Source organism: Paenibacillus sp. FSL E2-0190 (assembly GCF_037992965.1).
Lineage (GTDB): Bacteria > Bacillota > Bacilli > Paenibacillales > Paenibacillaceae > Paenibacillus_AQ > Paenibacillus_AQ odorifer.
In genome coordinates, this window is record NZ_CP150306.1 from 4,568,757 (window position 1) to 4,588,279 (window position 19,523).

The following is a 19,523-nucleotide window of genomic DNA, read 5'->3' on the forward strand; positions in this document are numbered from 1 at the left end:
GTTAATGAAAGCTGTGATCAATCATTCACTCCACCTAAGCGGTATGAAATAATGCAGCTGCTCCAATTAGGCCTACATCGTCTTTGAGCGCGGCAGGTTCAATTGTAAAAGTACCTTTATAAGGATCCATGACAAATAGCTCCGTCTTCTCCACCAGTGCAGGGAATAACAAATCTCCAGCCTTACTCACGCCTCCACCGATCACGATCCGATCAGGATTGAACGTATGTACTGCATTGGCTAGACCTAGTGCCATATAATGAATACTCCGGTCAATAACCTCGACGGCCACGGGATCGTTAAGTGCCATGGCTTCAAATACGTGCCGCGAAGTGATTTTTTCTCCATTTATATTAGCCAGTTCCGTAATCATCGACGGGCTGCTCTCCATACTTCGCAGCGCCATATCCCGAATCGCTGTGCCCGAAGCGAAAACTTCCCAGCAGCCGAATCTTCCACAGCTGCATTCCGTTCCGTTCGGGTCAATAATATTATGACCTAGTTCACCAGCAAATGAATTTTTGCCAAGAAGCAGCTTGCCGTCAATGACGATACCTGCTCCAATCCCTGTGCTAAAGGTAACATAAACCATGTTGTCTGCACCTTTGCCAGCACCTCGGACATACTCGCCCCAAGCCGCAGCGTTCGCATCATTCACTACCTTTACTTCAACGCCTAGCTCCAACTCCATCCAGTGCTTCAGTGGAACATTGTCCCACTCCGGAAGATTGGTGCCGTGAATAACGATCCCGTCCTGGCTATTTACAGCTCCGGGAGAAGCCAGACCCACTCCTCTGAGTGGTCGCCCTTCGGATACGGAGCGGATCATATCGATCATTCGCTGCACCACTTCTTTAGCGGTACGTGCCCCAGCCGTTTCCATCAATTCCCGTTTCAACACGGTCCCCTTTGAATCGAACAATGCTGCGGCAATTTTTGTGCCTCCTAAATCGATTCCAACTACGTAGCTCTCAACCTTCTGCATAACCCATTCACCTTTTCACTATCTATTATTAGCCGTTAGAATGAATACTCTCCGCTAACGCCCGTAAGGCTGCTGGATCGATTGGCGACAAAGCGTCTTGATCATAACGAACAGCCGACCCAAAATGCACTTCTGTTACTCCAGTCTGATGTATAAATGAAGTAATACCTTCCGGCTTCAGACCGCTTCCAGCCAGTATACTTACCGATTTACCTCTTGATTCCTCGACTAGCTTCCGCATAGCAGGAATAGCTTCAGGAGCCGGACCTGGCCCGGCAGAAGTGAGTACACGCGTAATTTGCGGATACTTACAAAGCGTTCGATAACCTTCTATTTGATCCTTCAACTCATCAAAAGCACGGTGGAAGGTAACTTGCAATCCCTCGGTCAACGGCAATAATGTTTCAAGCGCTCGCTCGTCGATAGTCCCTTCCGGGGTTAACGCACCAAGCACAATCCCCGCCGCACCGCTGGCTGCAATTTGCTTTATCTCTGCTGCCATGGTCAAAATGTCATACTTTGAATAGCAAAAAGAACGGCTGTGCGGGCGAACCATAACAAACGCAGGAATGTTAACCGATTTGGCAACTTGTTGCACCAATCCTATCCCTGGTGTTAATCCGCCTTCCGTAATCGCAGTAATGAGCTCCAGGCGGTCAGCCTCGTTCGCTTCTGCTGTAAGGGCATCGTCCATACAAGTAGCGATGACTTCCAATCTCATAACTTTCCTCCACTCTTCCGGTTGTTATTGTTGTGCCTGTTTCATAACATAATCAGCGAGCAGTCGAGCACCATAGCCCGTTGCTCCAGCTTCTGAATACCCCACATCCTGTTTGTACTGAACCGTCCCAGCCATATCAATATGGACCCAGCTCAGCGATTCCGCTACAAAGCGCCGTATAAAAAGCGCTGCTGTAATCGCACCTGCAAAAGGTGAAGTACTAACGTTGCGCAGATCAGCGTAATTGCTTCGAAGATCGACTTCGTATTCATCCATAAGCGGCATGGGCCACAGTCGTTCTCCATTGCGCTCACCGATTTCGACGAGGCTCTGCGTCATCTCTCCATCACCCCATATGCCGGCGATACCTAATCCTAACGCTGCGCCAACATTTCCAGTAAGTGTTGCAATATCAATGACCTTAGTTGCCCCGATATTTGCTGCATGAATAAGAGCATCCGCGATAATAAGCCGCCCCTCGCCATCCGTATTTGCAACCTGAACCGTCAGCCCATTAGGATAGCGTATAACAGACGATGGCAGCACTGCTTCAGCATCTGGTACGTTATCAACAACTGGGATCAACGCGGTCACATTTACATGAGCTTGATTCCGCACTAAAATATCCAGCGCCCCAAGAACAGCTGCTGCGCCACCCATGTCCATACGTGCATCGCTAATATCACTTGCGGTCTTAACATTCATCCCACCCAAATCGAAGGTAACACCTTTACCCACCAATGCCAGCATTGGCAATTCAGGGTTACTCTCATAGCGAATTTCAACGAGGGCTGGGGAGTGTTTACTGCCAGCTCCAACCGCCAGCAACCCATTCATCTGTAGGTCAACCAGCTCCTGCCCCCGGTAGACATGAACTTTCACTGCTGCGTTATCACGCTCGAAATATTCGACCATCCATTCTGCGAACCGATCCGGATTTAGAGTCCCGGGCACCTCATTCACCAGATCGCGAGCAACCACTGCTCCTTCAGCACGCATGCGGCCAGTACTTAGTACAACTTCCAGTTCAAGCTTTGTCAGTTCAGGCCAATCGGCTGTCTGGAGCAGCAAATCAACTGAAATGTCTATTTTAGTAACGCCACGATAGGTTTGAAAACGATATAATCCGAGAAGCCAGCCTTCAATCCATGCTTGCAGCTCATCCGCAGCGGAAATATCACTTTCTGCTGTCCTACGAACAAATGAAGCTGAATTTCGTCCTTCTCTTAGGGCTGTACGGGCGGCAGATCCCGCTGCTCGGCGAACTTTCTCAAGCGTAAGAGCCCGGCGTTTTCCCATTCCAATAGCTATCACATCGGACTCTTCCTCAGAGCGAGCATATAACCATGTCACACTGCCACTCTGTTTGTGAGCTTCTCCCAGCCGAAGAGGAAAAGGCTCCTCTTCATAGGCTAAGTAGATAAGCGTATCCGCCCCATTAGCGGAATCGAACAAGATATTCATAGCTGTCCCTTCTTTTCCGTAAAGTGTACTCACATTTAAAATTATCGTTCTAGTTTTAACATTTCTTCATCAAACAGATGACAAGCGAGCTCATGACCTGGTTCAACTTCCCGGAATACAGGCACATGTTGCTTACAGATTTCCATACAGGAAGGGCATCTTGTATGAAAACGACAGCCCGTCGGCGGATCAACTGGACTTGGAAGATCCCCTTTTAGAATAATGCGTTCCTTCTTCAAGCTTGGATCGGGCACGGGAACTGAAGATAGCAGCGCTTGGGTGTAAGGATGCAAGGGACGGTCATACAATGTATCCTTATCAGCCGTCTCCACAAGAGAACCCAGATACATAACCCCAATTCGATCACTAATATGCTCGACCACACTGAGATCATGAGAGATGAATAAATACGTCAGGCCATATTCCTCCTGCAAGTCCTGTAACAGATTCAACACTTGGGACTGAATCGATACATCCAGCGCTGACACGGGTTCATCCGCCACAATAAGACTTGGGCGAACGGACAGAGCCCGGGCAATCCCAATCCGTTGCCGCTGTCCACCGCTGAACTCAAACGCGAATCGCTCGGCGTGGAAACTGTTCAATCCAACGGTCTCTAGCAGTTCGCAAGCTAGTTTATCCCGTTCTTTAGAGGACAGCTTTGTATGAATAAGCAGGGGTTCGGCGACAAGATCCTTCACCTTCATGCGGGGATTAAGTGAAGCATAAGGGTCTTGAAACACCATCTGCATATCTTTGCGCAGAGGCCGCATTTGGTTGTCTGAGATATGGCTAATATTTTGTCCCTTAAACCATACTTCTCCATGATTGGGTTCCAGTAAGCGAGTCACCAGCCTGCCCGTAGTCGATTTCCCACAGCCACTTTCACCTACAAGGCTGAACGTTTCTCCCTTACGAATGGCGAATGAAATCCCATCAACGGCGTGTAAATATTTAGTCGTTCCGAAGAAGCCCTTCTTCACAGAAAACAACTTCTTCAAACCCTTAACCTCAATTAATGGAGTCTCTTTCATAAACATCCCGCTCCTTCCGTGTCCTCCTGCTGTGTAAGCCAACAACGGCTTTTGCGCTCTAGCCCCTCAATCGGAAGTAGCTCAGGTTCTTGCGACAGACAACGCTCCATGGCAAATTCGCAGCGTGGCGCAAACTTACAGCCGGCAGGCATTTGTGAAAGGTCTGGCACATTCCCTTTTATAGACTCCAAGCGATGTACATTCTGGCGCAGCTTAGGTACCGATTGAATCAATCCCTTGGTATACGGATGTTGCGGTCTGGCGAACAGCTCCTGAACAGAGGCTTCTTCCACCACACGACCTGCATACATAACAACTACCCGGTCACATAATTCGGCAACTACTCCAAGATCATGGGTAATGAGCAGCATTCCCATATCCTGTTCATCTTTCAACTGCTTCATCAGATCAAGAATTTGCGCTTGAATCGTTACATCGAGTGCGGTCGTGGGTTCATCGGCAATCAACAGCTTTGGATGACAAGACATGGCCATTGCAATCATAACCCGCTGTCTCATCCCGCCGGATAGTTGATGCGGATATTCATCGATTAATTCCTCTGCGCGAGGGATACCTACAAGCCGCAACATATGAATCGCATGCTCACGAGCCTTCTTGCGTCCATAACCCAAATGCAGTCTAATCGGCTCTGTTAATTGCAGCCCAATCCGCAGCACTGGATTAAGAGAGGTCATCGGCTCCTGAAAAATCATTGCCAGATCATTTCCCCGGATTTGGCGCATCTCCTTCTCAGAAATCTTCGTCAAATCCTTTCCTTCAAAACGCACAGAACCTTCAGAAATTCTGCCCGGCGTATCTTTAAGCAACCGCATGATCGATAATGAGGTTACACTTTTGCCACAACCAGATTCACCAACCAGGCCTAGCACTTCACCTTTTTTAATAGCAAAGTCTACCCCCGCAACCGCAGTTATACTTCCATCGCCGCGTTTGAACTCCGTTTTCAGCCCTTGTACATCCAACAAATGTTGAGTCATGTCTTGTCCCTCCTTAGTTTTTCATTTTGGGATCAAGAGCATCACGCAGTCCGTCCCCGACCAGGTTAAATGCAAGTACTGTTAAAAAGATGGCTATCCCCGGAAAATAAACGATATGTGGAGCAATACTTAAATAATCACGTCCCATACTTAACATTGCGCCCCAATCGGGCTCTGTTGTTTTTGCACCCATTCCGAGAAAGCTCAATGATGCAGCGGCCAAAATCGCTCCGCCAATCTTCATGGATAGATTAACGATAATGCTGGGCACGGTCTCAGGAAAAATATGACGCCAAATAATCCGGCGATGCTTCGCTCCCATGGAACGAGCCGCTTCCACAAACAATGTTTCTTTCGCAGACAGCGTTACGCTCCGAATAATTCGGGCGAACGATGGAGTACCAAAGACTGCAACTGCGATAACAACGTTGGATAGACCCGGACCGAGAATGGCGACGATCCCAATGGCAAGCAGCAAGTCAGGAAAAGAAAATAGTACATCACTGCCACGCATAATTATCCGATCTAGCCAACCGCCATAATATCCGCTTAACAGACCTAGGATAGTTCCAAGTACACCTGCGATTAAGACGGAACTGAGACTGACCGCTAAGGTTAAGCGAGTACCATCAATCAAACGGCTTAGAATATCACGGCCATATTCGTCTGTCCCGGCCCAATGTGCAGCAGAAGGACCTGCCATAAGAGCATCGTAGTTTGGTTCATCAGGATTATACGGGGTCAAAAATGGCCCGAAAATTGCAATTAGGAATAGCAATATAATAAAAAATGCGGCCACAAGGGGCATCTTTTGTTTACTGAACTTACGTAAAAAAACACCCATACGGCCTTTTGTTTTCTCCGGGGCCAGTACCTCTCCGGGTAATGGAGATTTTGCTCCCATCACCGCCGAATTGTCACTCATGATATCCCTCCTGATCCTAAATTCACCCTATAAATCTATTGAAATTCTGCTTCTTAGTCGCATTAGCTACTGAGAAAACCTTATTTTCGGATTAAGTACGCCATACAATAAATCTACTAATAGATTGATAAGAATAAATTGTGTAGCAAACAGAAGCAGTAAGGCTTGAATGACTGTATAATCCCGGAACAAAATGGAGTCTACTAGCAGCCTGCCAAGACCCGGAATACTGAATACCGTCTCAACCATTACAGAGCCGCCGAGCAGGAACCCAAACTGAAGTCCAGCTACGGTAACCACCTGAATCAAAGAGTTGCGCAGCGCATGCCTGCCGATAACAACATACTCGCGTAAGCCTTTTGCACGTCCTGTACGGATATAATCCTCCCGAAGGGTCTCCAGCATAGATGACCTAGAATAACGGGCCAACATAGACATAATTCCCATCCCGAGTGTAATGGAAGGAAGAATATAGGACTTCCAGGAATCAACACCACCCGTTGGAAACCAACCAAGCTCTACCGAGAAAATTTGAATGAGTACCAAGCCTAACCAAAATCCAGGAATAGACATCCCTGAAATGGCTGTCAACGTCCCTAAATGATCCGGCCACCGATTGCGATAAACGGCTGAAACCACGCCAATTAGAAGACCAATAATTAGAGCCCAGACCATACTAAGAAAAGTCAGCCACAACGTAGGCATTACTCTGCTTTCCAGCATGTCAGTAACCGGGATCCCTGACCGGATCGAATTGCCCAGATTCCCACTTAGCAGATCACCCATGTAGTTTATGTATTGCTTCCACAAAGGCAGATTGAGACCCAGCTGCTCCTGAATTCCACGAATCTCTTCAAGCGTGGCATCTTTACCGGCAATAAGTCGGGCTGGATCGCCTGGGATTAAGTGAATAAACAAAAAGACAAGCACCGATACAATGAACAACAGCGGAATAACCCCGAGGAGTCTTTGTAAAGCATATCTACCCAACTCATAAGCCCCCTTCAGTATCGACAAATGATTTAGTGAGGCCGCTTCCCACCATACTACAGAAGCGGCCTCGTTCATTTCTTGGGATATTAAACCTAACGTTTGTTTAGCATTATTTCACTTCTGCATTCAGGACATTAATGGAACCATCCGGGAAGACCTTAACTCCTTCCAGATACGATCTTTTGCCTGAGATGATTTGGTCGACGCCCATGAATGCCCATGGAGCATCTTCCCAAATTGTTTTTTGAATATTGCCATAGATGGATTTAGCCGCTTCTGGATCAACAGATTTATTCGCCTCAGCGATCCATTTGTCTACATTTTCATTTTTGTAATAGGCTGTATTTGAGCCAGCAGGCGGGAACATTTCACTACTGAACAACCCTCTGGTTGCACCATCTGCATCACCTGAAGACGGAGACCAGCTGACATACCACATTTGAATTTTCGCTTCTTCTGGTGTCTTAGCAGAGTTAATTTGGTCGGACAATGTGCCGCCTTCCATGGATTTCACGTCTACCTTAATCCCTACAAGTGCTAACTGTTGCTGAATAAATTGCATCCCCTTCATAGTTTCAGATTCATTTTCACCCCAAATTTCGGTTTCGAATCCATCAGGATATCCTGCTTCAGCAAGCAATTGTTTAGCTTTTTCAATGTCATAGTCATAACCTGTTTGCGGGGAATAATATTGTGTTTTGGAAGACATCGTGGAATCAAGCTTAGCACCAAGACCTGATTTCACAACTTTGATATAAGCTTCTTTATTGATAGCATAGTTAATGGCTTGACGAACCTTCACATCATCGAAAGGTTTTTTCATCGTATTCAACGTTACATAACGGACGATTGTCGAATCGATGGTATCTACAGTAATTCCTTCAAGACCTTCAACCTCAGATACTTGCTCCGTTGGCATTGGATAAATAAAATCCGCCTCGCCGGTTTTTAGCATGGCTATCCGTGATCCATTCTCTGGCACAGGTCTAAAGGTCACACTATCCACTTTTGGCAAGCCCGCCTGCCAGTAATCAGGGTTCTTAACGACAACCAAGCGGTCGCCTTGCACCCATTCTTTGAACTTAAATGGTCCCGTCCCTACAGGATTTTTCGAAATATCGGTGCCATTTTCTTCTAAAGCTTTCGGACTAATAATAGGTGCCATAGCTACTTTATTTAAAAATGCGTTGTACGGCTCACTGAGTGTAATAACCACGGTTTTAGCATCAGGAGTCTCCACTTTCGCTACCTTTGCGAAGCTTTTGCGCAGTCTCAGATTGTTCTTCTCATCTTGAATACGGGCGATGTTTACTTTAACCGCTTCAGCATTAAAGTCAGTACCGTCTTGGAATTTAACATTCTCTTGCAGCGTGAACGTGTAGACCAACCCGTCTTCACTTATGGAATGGCTTGCGGCAAGAACAGGAACCACGTTCATATTCTCGTCAAAACCCATCAGACCTTCGTACATCGTTCTGGCAGCGCTGATTGAATGCGTATCGCTTGCGTTATGAGGGTCCAGCGTAATAAAGTTAGAATTGATGGCAATTACAATGTCTTTATCATTCTTTGTAGTTGGGGTGCTAGTTTCAGTTCCACCAGCAGTATTGCCGTTTTGTCCCTCGTTGCTCGCTTTGTTGCCGCACCCTGCAGTCACTACTACTGTAATAAGCAGCAGCATGAACATTGACCATACTTTTCCTTTTGCTTTCATTTTTTACACTCCCCTATTCAAACGATGTATTAGAAAAGCTTCTAGTCCGATTAATCACCAAACTTGAAGATTATTCTTGACCTTATGCTCTAGATCTCCCATTGAAATACAGCACGGCGTTCGCCGACTACAGTACCGCCATCATTAACAATCGTGTTAGGCACGAGTGCATATAGGCGATCAATTGTGTCTTGATTGCTGTAACCAATACGTTCTAGAATCGATGCGATAATACATGGCCAGACTTGTTCTGATCCGTCGGATACTTTCAGTGATATACCCATTCGTTCCTTACGGAGTCCGATACCGTATACCCCTTTTGCTCCACCCTTAGCCGTCAGATTGTCATCCTTCAGGAGCTCTGAGCATACAAATTTCGTGTCAGCAATCATAACCGGGTTATCGTTCATAAGTTTTGCAATGGCAGCGGCTGCGTTACGTATATCCGTATCCTCAATTAAATCGGGACACGCTAGCTTTAGATAGGAATAAGCGATTTTATGAAGCGGAAGTGCGAAGATAGGAAGTCCACAGCCATCAATACCTTGCGGGATGGACGCTTTGGGAACTTCAGCGATATAAGCCATCATCTCAAGAATCTCCTGTTGTACAGGATGGTTAGGATCGTAATAAGTGTTTATATCCCAACCCATATATTTGCTAAGGCCCATTAACCCTGCATGTTTGCCTGAGCAGTTATGAAAGATTTTACGAGTGGGTTCATTTGCCCGGTGACGTTCTGCTTTGGCTTCTTCATTCAGCGGGTATGTAGAGCAGCAATGAAGTGACTCTTCTTTTAATCCCATTTTCTGAAAAAGAGCTTCAAGCGCTTCAATATGGAAGGCTTCTCCCCGGTGTGAAGCGGTAAACAGCGAAGCTTCTTTACTTGTCAAACCATATACTTCATCGATCCGGCGTTTCATTACCGGCAAAGCTTGGAATGGCTTAGCAGCAGAGCGAAGATAAGTCATATGCTCCGGATCGCCTGCTTTGTACAAAATGTTGCCCTTCTCATCAACTACACTAACTGCACCATAATGCACATTCTCCAGCAGGCCACCACGATATTCTTCTACCAATGTTGTAAATCCCATCTGTACAACCTCCCCAGCAGTAGTTAATTTAATCTAAGGCAAAAAATCGATTCTGCGATAAAAGTCCCGATCCGATAATCACACCCTTCTCATTCAGCAACGAGCGATGAATCGTAAAGGAACCACGAAGCGGCTCCCATGTAAAGCGAGAGAGGTACAGCTGCTCAACTTCTTCGTATATATCCGGGAATTTGTCCACGAGTTCTCCACTTAAAATCACGCTGTCGGGGTTATACATGCATACGACATTATTAATGGTGATGGCCATATACATGAGTGCACGGTCGATCAAGTGAATCGCCCATTGTTCTCCTGCATGTTTTGCTGCGAATAACTCCTCAATCGTACGGATCGGGCGAATCCGATTAGCTTCAGATAATAAAGAACTGATATTTATATAGGTCTGTAAACAGCCCGCTTTGCCGCACTCACACATCATTCCGTTAGGATCCACTGTCGTATGCCCAATTTCACCCGCACTGTTCATCACCCCTCGATAAATCTCTCCCTCGAGAATCATCGCAGAGCCCACGCCTTGACCGAAACCCAATAATGCCGTACGGCTTGAGCCGACTGCGGCTCCTTTAAGATGTTCAGCAAGAGCCCTTACTTTCAGCTCATTGTCCACAGCGATTTCAAAACCTGTCAGCTCTTTCAAGCGTTTGGCTAACGGCACATTTTTCCATCCTAGCTGAACAGAGAAGACAACAATTCCTTCTTCGTTATTCACAATGCCAGGAAGTCCAACGCCAATACCCACGATGCGTCTTCTGTCAATCACATGCTGCTGGAACAATTGCTCAATGGCTTCATGAATCCGTTCCAGCGTTCGATCCGGGCTTTCGTCTGGTGTACGGGGAAATTGACTACTGCAGATAAGCTGTCCTTGTAAGTCCACAATTCCAATAGACATAAGACTGCGATCCAGTTCAACGCCAACCGATAATACAGAAGCGTCCATCATACCTATTAACGTTGATTTCCGACCTAATCCTGATGATACCTGCTCTGAATCGAGTAAATATCCTTCCTCCGTCAACTCTCCGACAATTCGACTTACAGTCGTAGGACTCATACCAGTCTGTTTAGCAATAGAAGCGCGAGAAATCGGTTGTTGATTTTTTATAATTTCGAAAACCGTTAAACGATTTTGTCGCTTCATAAAATCCTGATCGTGCTTTTTCACGGGCATTCTCCTAATTATTTTCTCCAGTGAATTAATTGGATTAATAAACCACAAAAACAAGAAATTATTTGCAAATAAAGCGCTGATAATGTATTCTTTGATTTAAATTTTAATTTAGTTTCTCCAGTGATGGGATTAATAATAAAGGGTCATGGTTTATGTGTCAATATAAATGACATATTTTTTATTTAAAAATAAATGTAAGCGGTTAACGAAAGATAACCAACACAAAAACCACTCAATATATAACACAGACATAACATATAAGCCCGTGAATTAGCATTTAATTTGAATCTTGAACCTATTAATTGGAATAGAAAGACTGAAAGTGGTATTTTGCTTGGATTAATGTGAGGGTGTGTGAATCGATGGTAAATTGAAGGTAACACTCGCATCAAAAGGAAACTCTCAAAAAGGAGGTAGCTTTTGATGCGAAGTGAGTTAGTTACATCGAAGGTGCTAAAATCATTGAAACTCAACGGTCTTAACCGCTGCGTCCTCTTGGATCATCGATAACAATTGTACTGGATTAAATGATTCAGGCAATCTTACAACGATTTCTACGTTTAATTCGGATTCTACACTGTTATTTTCAGCATGAAAACTTAGAACAGCGATTTTGTGTTCTTTAAGCAACTCTTGAATTCGGCCCATAGCGCCTTCTGTGTTAGCTAGACTTATAACGAGCTGTTGGGTTTTTGGTGCGGCCAGCCAGCTGTTACGACTGTGTAAGATCTTTTGCCCAAGTAAAATAATTATCGTTGCTCCTACGCCAAGAATATAAAGACCAGACCCTATAGCCATGCCCACTCCGGCTGTTGCCCAAATCCCTGCAGCAGTAGTGAGCCCTTTGACTGTGTGTCTTTGCATAAAAATCATTCCTGCGCCCAAAAAACCTACTCCGCTTACTACCTGAGCAGCTATCCGAGCGGGATCAAGAGAAAGATTAGGCCAATCCGCTTGATCCTGAAACCCATATTTGGAGATGACCATCATGAGTGCAGCACCTAAGGCCACAACAAAATGTGTTCTAACTCCAGCTTCTTTCATCCGGCTTTTGCGTTCATATCCAACTAATACGCCACAAATTCCCGCGCCAATTACACGAAGCAAATACTCAAACTCCATACCTTCACCTTCTTTCATCATGATATGTATGTTGGATTAGTACCACGTAGGATAAATTCGATAATCTATTTATTGTATCACAAACAAAAAACCATAATACGTCCTCTCGCATTATGGTTAACTAGCATTTTTTAATTTTATACTTCTTAGTTCGTATCGGAAGCTAACAAAGAGCAAATCTCCGCATCTACAAATCTACCTTTTTCAAAAAAAGATTCGCGCAACAATCCCTCATACTTAAAGCCCGCTTTCAAAAGAGACTTCTTGGAGGCAATATTAGCCGGATCATAAAACGCCTCAATTCGATGGAGCTTCATATGCTCAAAGCCATACGCAATAATAGCTGTCAGGACTTCCGTCATCACACCCTGCCGCCAATAAAGTGGAGATAATTCATACCCAATCTCTGCTTTGAAATTTCTGTGCGCCCAGTTATGATATCCGCACGAACCCATCATTATATTATCCTCACGCCTGGCTATTCCCCAGCGAATACTTTGTTTGCCTTTGAAACGTTCATCCCATCTTTCGATAAGGTTGATCGCTTGCTGTATATCGGTAAAGCTATCCAGATCATAATACTGGGTCACTTCATCTTTTGAAAAATAATTATATATTTCTTTAGCATCATCCAGTGTAATTCTTCTCAAAATAAAGCGGTCTGTTTCGAGCACAGGAAATCCTTCAACGTTATCGATCATATTTTCCTTAAGTCTCCTCTCATTTCTCTAGTAGTACAGTTCGTCGTGGAAAGTGAAACTTCCTTTAGGATATAATGTATTTTATAAACTAGTGATTTTTTTCACCTTGTAATCATTTGTTCATATTGCGTTCTTAATTGCTTGATACACTTCAATCATAACGATAACTACAAAGGAGATATTCTTATGAAAAAATTGTATTACACGTCTTTTTTCTATGCAATTCTTGGTTTGATAGCCGGAGTGGCCTATCGCGAAATTACTAAAATGAATGATTTCACAGGAGATACTATATTAGTTGCGCTTCACACTCACATTCTAGTCTTAGGATTCTTTTTCTTTATTATTGCTATGATCTTAGACAAGTTATTTAATATCCATGAGGCTAAATCTTTTGGTGCATGGTACATTGTCTATAACATTGGTCTTCTAATCACGATTGGTGCAATGGCTACACGTGGAATGCTGCAAATTAACGGCAGTGATATTAGCTTCCTGCCCCATATTGCGGGGCTTGGTCACGCCATTGTTGGGGCTGGAATCATCTGGCTGCTTGTGCTACTCGGTAAACGAATTAAATAATACAGAAAGAGCCGCCAGGATCACTCCAGCGGCTCTTTTAATTATCCCCTGCTTTCCGTTACGGAGCAATCCCCCATACGAGAGCATCACTTTGATAAAGCGTCACTTTATCCCAGTTAGTATAAGCAGTTTTAGTAGCATCAAAGGAGTAGTCATTGGCTTCGTTAAAATTAGTCCAATCTGATTTATATATTCTGAGTTGAATATCTCCGGACTGGCCTCCAGCTGGAATGGAACCAGCCGAAGAAGCAAACGAAAGTTCAACGTAAGTGTCTGCATTCGTGCCTGTGTTGTCTGCAAAGGCGACTTGAACATTATTATTGCCGATCTGTGCCCAATCAATTGTGCCATTTAACGTCTGATTACTATCTTTAGTGAAATAATAACGGATTTTAAGTTCGCTTAAGTTCACTGCGGTTGTGCCGTTATTTTTAATATTAAAATAAGGTTTGATCTGATTGTCTGTCGCATTAGTATCTCCCGCCCGATACTGCAACGTCAGACTAGTTGCTGCTGGAGCTTGTGGAACAGCACTTGCTTGTGCCGAATCCACACTTTCTCCTACACTGTTGGTTGCGCTTACAACATAGTAATAGGCTGTTCCGTTCGTTAAGCCCGTGTTGATGTAGCCAGTTGCCGTTAACCCTGTTGCTACAGTGGTGTACGGCCCTCCGCTTGTGGTCGCACTTTTCACAGTGTAACTAGTCGCACCACTGGATGCGCTCCAGCTCAGGTTTACTTTTGCATCTCCTGCTGTCGCTACCAAATTGGTTGGCGCCGCGGGAACAGTCGCCACTGCTGCTGGAGCCGCACTCGCTTGTGTAGAATCCGCACTCTCTCCCACACTATTCGTTGCGCTTACAACATAGTAATAAGTTGTTCCGTTCGTTAGGGCGGTGTTAGTGTAGCTCGTGGTCGTTAGCCCTGCTGCTACAGTAGTGTACGGGCCTCCGCTTGTGGTTGCACTTTTCACAGTGTAGCTAGTCGCACCATTGGATGCGCTCCAGCTCAGGCTTACTTTCGCATCTCCCGCTGTCGCTAACAAGGTAGTGGGTGCCGTCGGAACAGTCGCCACCGCCGCTGGGGTCGCATTCGCTTGTCCCGAATTCACACTCTCTCCTACACTATTGGTTGCGCTTACAACATAGTAATAGGTTGTTCCGTTCGTTAAGCCTGTGTTGGTGTAGCTCGTTGCCGTTAGCCCGGTTGCTACAGTGGTGTACGGCCCTCCGCTTGTGGTCGCTCGTTTTACGGTGTAACTAGTCGCACTGCTGGATGCCGTCCAGCTCAGGCTTACTTTTGCATCTCCCGCTGTCGCTACCAAATTAGTGGGTGCCGCAGGAACTACAGTGCCCCCTCCGTTACTCAGAGGAATTACAGGGTAAGCATTCTGTACCAGCTGAACAAATTGATCATGGAACCAGTGGCCTGATACAGGCGCATTAGGTAATGCACCGGTCAGTGTGCCGCTTGAGCTGGTATAAGTCGGATCACACATTCTGTCAAAGCCCTTGCCCTCATTATTTGGAATGGCACTGCTGGAGCCGTCAGATTCTCCCGGAGGTTTCACCCAGACGAATGCATCCAAATGTGAGGCTGCATAACCTGCGGGTGCTGCTTGTGGAACTTCTCCAATTCCGGCACCGCTGGCATTACACCAATTGCCGCGATGGAGACGTTTATCAATCCGACCGGAATCCGCATAAGCGTTAACGGTTGTTCCGCTTGCACTAGTCGGACGATTTGGTCCTCCCCAACCGTTACGGGAAGTATCAATAAGGAAGCCGATCGTGGAAGGCCAACCTTTTGCTACAAAACCTGAATACAATGCTGCTGTGAAATCGGCTTCATCAAAATACGGATTCCATTCATAATAACTTGCAGAACGAAGCTGCTGGCTGCCTATCGTAAGATTCGGATCTGGAAGATTAGGTTCTACTAGTGGAGTGGTATTGGCTGTATTCGTAATGAATCCATCGACACTAGCAAGTCCAGCTGTAGTGCCTGACACAACCGAAGTAAAGAGGTCGATAGCGGGGCCACGGTTAGTATCCCATCCGAGCCAGCCGGAGTGACCAATATCCATGTAAGTATACACATTTGGAATGGCATGGAGAGCATTTAAAGTGTAACGTGTAGCATCACGGTAAATATTCGTGGAGTTAGCTTGAGCACACTGTGGTGTGCTGAGATTGGTAACTAGATTCGGAAGCGAATCCGGCTCTACGATAGTCACTATACGAATGTCACTATATTTGGGCTTTGCAAAAATACTGGCGATTACGTCAACATAATCTGATTTGTAGGTTGTCAAACCCGCTGCTGTCAGTGGCAGCTCGCCATTGGAGGCCAAAGCGTGGCAATCCCGCCCAGGCATATCATAAATTACGAATGTGGCTGTAATCGGCGTGTTTGGTTGCTTTTGCGCGAGTACGGAATCTAATGTTTCCTCAAGACTTTTTCTGCCTCCGTTTTCTGTCCCGCCATAAATTGCAGCAATTCGATCCAGCCATACGGCTGTCGGATATTTTTTAATGGTCTCCATCTTGGAAACTAAAGTACTATCGGTAACCTGAGCAATAGAGGTATCAATCAGTGCGGCATAATCAGGATTAACATATGCTGTAGCTCCTACAAACGGATTGTCAACATGCGCCTCACTGGCATACGTGGTAGAAGGAGCATATCCGGTGATAACTAAAGCCATGATCGTAAGCAATAACAACATTTGCTTCCTTAGTGCTTTTGTCATTTATTATTCTCCTTTCGACAATTAAATAAATTCGTAAATAATTTATTAATAGCCACGCGATGCTACAATTGCAGTATTCACTCCTTTAAAGAATGGTCACCTCCTCTATGCCTTACCCGCACTCATCATCACCTCCCCTCCGTTTTAAAAATCTAACAAGAGCCTAAATCATCTAACTATTTAACATAAATATAATTTTATTTAATTTATAGAAAATTATCCCTTTTCTTGAATACTACCATATCCTATTTTTAATTAGAAGATAGTAGATGAAATAAAAGTTTAATAATGAGACTATAAGAATATTTGTTTATAAACTGGTAAATGATACAATGTGGAAGTGACAAGGTATTTTGAATTTTAAGTATTTTCGAAGTAACGCTAACAAACCTTTAAGGAGTGAAAAAAATGTCCATCGATGTTTATCTTAATTTCAATGGGAATTGTCGGGACGCAGCAGAGTTTTACGCAGAGGTGTTTGGCACTGAACGTCCACAAATCATGACCTTTGGTGAAACACCACCCGATCCCAATTTCACTCTTCCTGAGGAAGCTAAAGATTTGGTTATGCACACCCGCTTGAATATCGAAGGTAGTAATGTAATGTTTTCTGATGTTTTTCCAGGTATGCCTTTTATCGAAGGAAACAATATTAGTCTTTCCGTAGTTAGTAAGGATTTAGATAACATAAAGAAATATTTCGATAAGCTTCAAGAGGGCGGTAAAGTAGTTATGGAACTGCAAGAAACCTTCTGGAGCTCTTGTTATGGTAGTCTAAAAGATAAATTCGGCATCGACTGGCAATTCAATTATGATGACGGACGAATAAATATGTAATAAAAAAACAACGGGCATGGAGTAACTAACCTCCTGCTCGTTGTTTTTTTGTTTTTCGCTTAAATTAGTCCATAATCAAATCGTACACACTAACCTTCCGAATTCGCCGGGCAACAAGCATAGACACCGCATAAGCTACTACTAGAATGGCTGCACACAATAGCAATACTTGAGGCAAACTAACCGCCAGTTGGACATTATAAATCCCTAAACTCGAGAGCAATAGTACAAACGCTGAGTCTGAGAAAAAATACCCCCCTATGCTCCCCAAAGCTACTCCCACCACAATCACCGGAAACAGACTAAAGGTAATCTGCGTCATCAGATTAAAAGTGGTATAACCCATTCCTTTAAGAATGCCGAACTCACGTTTCCGCTTCAGAATCAAAGTCTTAATCACTAAATACAAAATCAGACTGACTACTATAATCGTCACCACAGTGATGACTGCTGTCATAGAAGATACTGCGGCAGTGAATGTACTGAGCGTACTATCAACCGTTTCTCGAATGTTAGTAATGTTCCATTGCTTAGGGAAGCGTGCTTCCAGATCCTTCACAAAAGCTTGCGCATCTCCCCCCTCTTTCAGATACACATTGATGGACAGAGGGGTGTACTCCGGTTGAAGTCTTCTCATTCCATCACCGGTCATACTCGCCACCATTCCAAGTTGGCTAATCTGCTGGCTTAAGCCAGTAACCAAATAATTCTCCGTCACACCATTAAAAGTGATCGGGACCTCGTCCCCTATTTCTGAATTTTCCAACTTTGCAATAACACCGGAAATCACAATTTCATTATCATAAATTGGCTCTCGCCCTTTGTATATGGTTTGTGTCTCCAGCTTGCTATAATCGTCAGATACCCGGAGCATAAAGCTGGTGTTTTTAATCGAAGCGACCATGCTATCCAATACAGTCAACTTTTCAACCCCTGGCATGGCTTCTAATTCTGTAAACTTCCCCTGCTGTAGGTCACCGTTTTTCGGCAATAACAAAAAGTCGCTGCGTTCTATACCTACCAGTTCTATAACGGCGGAGGTATCTCCCTTAAAGTTGAAATTCAATATAGAGCAAAAAATACTAGAAAAGGTTAATCCGGCAACGATCAATACGATCATCATATTCTGTTTTGCCTGCCTTACTAAAGCTTTAAGGCTTAAGCTGAATTGCAGATTCATCCGGGATGTTTCGAGTGGAATTGGGTTCCGCTTAAAATTGTGAGTGAGGATTCCGCTCTGCAGAGCTGTAATCGGAGTAATGTTCCGAATTCGCCGGCTCGACAGATAGGTAACAAGTAGCACTAGTCCAGAGACAATAACCAAACTCAGTACTGCACTGACCCCTTCAAAGGATATTGGCCACAGAAGTCCGATTGAAGACGAAATCATATTCCCTACCAACGGCATAACCAGCCCAGATAACCCGCCTCCCGGTATAGCTGCAATGATGGAAACTGAGGTGAACTGTAGCAGAAGCGCATTTTTAATCTGCCATGAAGTATAACCGTTAGCTTTTAAAATACCGATGTTCGTTAAATTGTCTTCAATATGCCCCAATATTTGAAACCTGATGACAATAAGCGAGATTAGAACCATAATCAGTGCAAATACGATTAAAATGGCTGCTAAAAGATTAACAAAAACACGGTTCCCTTCGAGCCCAACCTCTGCCCGCATGACTTGAAATTGATCCGTACTTCCTGAGGCAAAAATCCGCTCACTAAGCATTTGCTCCAGCTTTACATCCTTTGAAGGATCGGTTAAATCTGCTGATAGAAAGCTGTACTGAGCTTCAGTTCCAAGACGTTCCTCCAACTGTTTATAACCTTCATCATTCAAAAATACTTTTAAAGCTCCATTAGTTAACGTCCCTAGCAACGGCTCCTCAATAAAGCCACCTATGGTATAAGAAAATGAGTTATTATCGTATACAAAAGTAAAAGTATCCCCAAGGTTATACCCCGATCCAACATGGAACAAATAAGGCAGATAGATCATATTCGCATCCTTAGATCCTGGTGGAGTCGTTGTCTTGAACAGTCCCTTGGTCCGCGGTGTATCCATGTTAAGAATTATAAAAGCTACCGTAGTGTCCGTTTGTCCGTACTTCATTTTAGCATCTGCTAACAGAATTGCTGCTTCATTCTCCCAGGATTCTGTATATGAATAACTATCCACAAGCTCCTCATACTCTTCTAGATAATCATCTTTTGGAAAATATGCACTTATTTCTGGAGTCCTTAATTCAGTCATTTTTTCTTGCTGGAAGGAATTGAGCTTCAAAATGACCGTAAGACCAATGTTCAGCAGCAGCACAGCTATCATGATAAGAATGAAGAGCGTAACCGTAGCACTTTTTCTTTTACGAATATTGGACCAAGCTAATTTTCCTATTAGGCTGCTCATCC

The 19,523-nt window shown here is 44.5% G+C and carries 16 protein-coding genes and 1 pseudogene; 2 read left to right on the top strand and 15 right to left on the bottom strand.

The window, feature by feature from the left end; genetic code table 11:
• Positions 1–34: 34 nt before the first annotated feature.
• From NST25_RS20195 to NST25_RS20250, 12 genes are all read right to left on the bottom strand, one after another.
• Complete coding sequence (locus NST25_RS20195) at positions 35–985, bottom strand: ROK family protein (protein ID WP_076301755.1); 951 nt, start codon at positions 983–985, stop codon at positions 35–37.
• A 28-nt stretch (positions 986–1,013) separates the two neighbouring features.
• Entirely contained in the window at positions 1,014–1,706 is a 693-nt protein-coding gene (locus NST25_RS20200) for a copper homeostasis protein CutC (RefSeq protein ID WP_340392365.1), read from the bottom strand.
• A gap of 24 nt (positions 1,707–1,730) precedes the next feature.
• Positions 1,731–3,170, bottom strand: a complete 1,440-nt coding sequence (locus NST25_RS20205) for a leucyl aminopeptidase family protein (protein ID WP_076307630.1) — start codon at positions 3,168–3,170, stop codon at positions 1,731–1,733.
• Between the two features lie 41 nt (positions 3,171–3,211).
• Positions 3,212–4,204 carry a dipeptide ABC transporter ATP-binding protein gene (locus NST25_RS20210; protein WP_139332068.1) on the bottom strand — a complete coding sequence of 331 codons (993 nt, stop codon included), beginning with the start codon at positions 4,202–4,204 and terminating at the stop codon, positions 3,212–3,214.
• A complete protein-coding gene (locus NST25_RS20215; protein WP_076129893.1) occupies positions 4,201–5,202 on the bottom strand; it encodes an ABC transporter ATP-binding protein in 1,002 nt (333 codons plus the stop codon). Before NST25_RS20215 ends, NST25_RS20210 begins: the two co-directional genes overlap by 4 nt.
• Before the next feature lie 13 nt (positions 5,203–5,215).
• The gene (locus NST25_RS20220; RefSeq protein WP_038572342.1) at positions 5,216–6,127 is read right to left on the bottom strand and encodes an ABC transporter permease subunit; all 912 of its coding nucleotides are present in this window, start codon (positions 6,125–6,127) and stop codon (positions 5,216–5,218) included.
• Between the two features lie 66 nt (positions 6,128–6,193).
• Positions 6,194–7,117, bottom strand: a complete 924-nt coding sequence (locus NST25_RS20225) for an ABC transporter permease subunit (protein WP_340392369.1) — start codon at positions 7,115–7,117, stop codon at positions 6,194–6,196.
• Positions 7,118–7,229: 112 nt separating this feature from the next.
• On the bottom strand, positions 7,230–8,834 hold the full coding sequence (locus tag NST25_RS20230; RefSeq protein ID WP_076141089.1) for a glutathione ABC transporter substrate-binding protein: 1,605 nt from the start codon (positions 8,832–8,834) through the stop codon (positions 7,230–7,232).
• 89 nt (positions 8,835–8,923) lie between these two features.
• Positions 8,924–9,928, bottom strand: a complete 1,005-nt coding sequence (locus NST25_RS20235; protein WP_076281469.1) for an asparaginase — start codon at positions 9,926–9,928, stop codon at positions 8,924–8,926.
• A gap of 28 nt (positions 9,929–9,956) precedes the next feature.
• Positions 9,957–11,114, bottom strand: coding sequence for an ROK family transcriptional regulator (locus NST25_RS20240; RefSeq protein ID WP_340392371.1), 1,158 nt, complete (start codon positions 11,112–11,114; stop codon positions 9,957–9,959).
• 465 nt (positions 11,115–11,579) lie between these two features.
• Positions 11,580–12,242 (bottom strand): MgtC/SapB family protein, encoded by a 663-nt coding sequence (locus NST25_RS20245; protein WP_094903188.1) that lies wholly within the window; start codon positions 12,240–12,242, stop codon positions 11,580–11,582.
• 146 nt (positions 12,243–12,388) lie between these two features.
• Positions 12,389–12,943, bottom strand: a complete 555-nt coding sequence (locus NST25_RS20250; protein WP_081387118.1) for a GNAT family protein — start codon at positions 12,941–12,943, stop codon at positions 12,389–12,391.
• A gap of 186 nt (positions 12,944–13,129) precedes the next feature.
• Between NST25_RS20250 and NST25_RS20255 the strand changes: the two genes are divergently transcribed.
• A complete protein-coding gene (locus NST25_RS20255) occupies positions 13,130–13,525 on the top strand; it encodes a DUF2871 domain-containing protein (RefSeq protein WP_076129897.1) in 396 nt (131 codons plus the stop codon).
• Positions 13,526–13,583: 58 nt separating this feature from the next.
• On the opposite strand, the gene NST25_RS20260 is transcribed toward NST25_RS20255, so the two are convergent.
• Positions 13,584–14,636 carry a cellulose binding domain-containing protein gene (locus NST25_RS20260; protein WP_340394441.1) on the bottom strand — a complete coding sequence of 351 codons (1,053 nt, stop codon included), beginning with the start codon at positions 14,634–14,636 and terminating at the stop codon, positions 13,584–13,586.
• Positions 14,628–16,232, bottom strand: a pseudogene (locus NST25_RS20265) (glycoside hydrolase family 6 protein); the annotation flags it as partial. The gene NST25_RS20260 and the pseudogene NST25_RS20265, both read right to left, overlap by 9 nt.
• 453 nt (positions 16,233–16,685) lie before the next feature.
• On the opposite strand from NST25_RS20265, the gene NST25_RS20270 reads away from it, so the two are divergent.
• Positions 16,686–17,114 carry a VOC family protein gene (locus NST25_RS20270; protein WP_076183122.1) on the top strand — a complete coding sequence of 143 codons (429 nt, stop codon included), beginning with the start codon at positions 16,686–16,688 and terminating at the stop codon, positions 17,112–17,114.
• Positions 17,115–17,178: 64 nt separating this feature from the next.
• On the opposite strand, the gene NST25_RS20275 is transcribed toward NST25_RS20270, so the two are convergent.
• A complete protein-coding gene (locus NST25_RS20275; protein ID WP_076301762.1) occupies positions 17,179–19,521 on the bottom strand; it encodes an ABC transporter permease in 2,343 nt (780 codons plus the stop codon).
• Positions 19,522–19,523: the final 2 nt, after the last annotated feature.

Coding starts and splice junctions, on each gene's coding strand:
- NST25_RS20195 (WP_076301755.1), bottom strand. CDS start 985: ATGCAGAAGGTTGAGAGCTACGTAGTTGGAATCGATTTAGGAGGCACA.
- NST25_RS20200 (WP_340392365.1), bottom strand. CDS start 1,706: ATGAGATTGGAAGTCATCGCTACTTGTATGGACGATGCCCTTACAGCA.
- NST25_RS20205 (WP_076307630.1), bottom strand. CDS start 3,170: ATGAATATCTTGTTCGATTCCGCTAATGGGGCGGATACGCTTATCTAC.
- NST25_RS20210 (WP_139332068.1), bottom strand. CDS start 4,204: ATGAAAGAGACTCCATTAATTGAGGTTAAGGGTTTGAAGAAGTTGTTT.
- NST25_RS20215 (WP_076129893.1), bottom strand. CDS start 5,202: ATGACTCAACATTTGTTGGATGTACAAGGGCTGAAAACGGAGTTCAAA.
- NST25_RS20220 (WP_038572342.1), bottom strand. CDS start 6,127: ATGAGTGACAATTCGGCGGTGATGGGAGCAAAATCTCCATTACCCGGA.
- NST25_RS20230 (WP_076141089.1), bottom strand. CDS start 8,834: ATGAAAGCAAAAGGAAAAGTATGGTCAATGTTCATGCTGCTGCTTATT.
- NST25_RS20235 (WP_076281469.1), bottom strand. CDS start 9,928: ATGGGATTTACAACATTGGTAGAAGAATATCGTGGTGGCCTGCTGGAG.
- NST25_RS20245 (WP_094903188.1), bottom strand. CDS start 12,242: ATGGAGTTTGAGTATTTGCTTCGTGTAATTGGCGCGGGAATTTGTGGC.
- NST25_RS20250 (WP_081387118.1), bottom strand. CDS start 12,943: ATGATCGATAACGTTGAAGGATTTCCTGTGCTCGAAACAGACCGCTTT.
- NST25_RS20255 (WP_076129897.1), top strand. CDS start 13,130: ATGAAAAAATTGTATTACACGTCTTTTTTCTATGCAATTCTTGGTTTG.
- NST25_RS20270 (WP_076183122.1), top strand. CDS start 16,686: ATGTCCATCGATGTTTATCTTAATTTCAATGGGAATTGTCGGGACGCA.
- NST25_RS20275 (WP_076301762.1), bottom strand. CDS start 19,521: ATGAGCAGCCTAATAGGAAAATTAGCTTGGTCCAATATTCGTAAAAGA.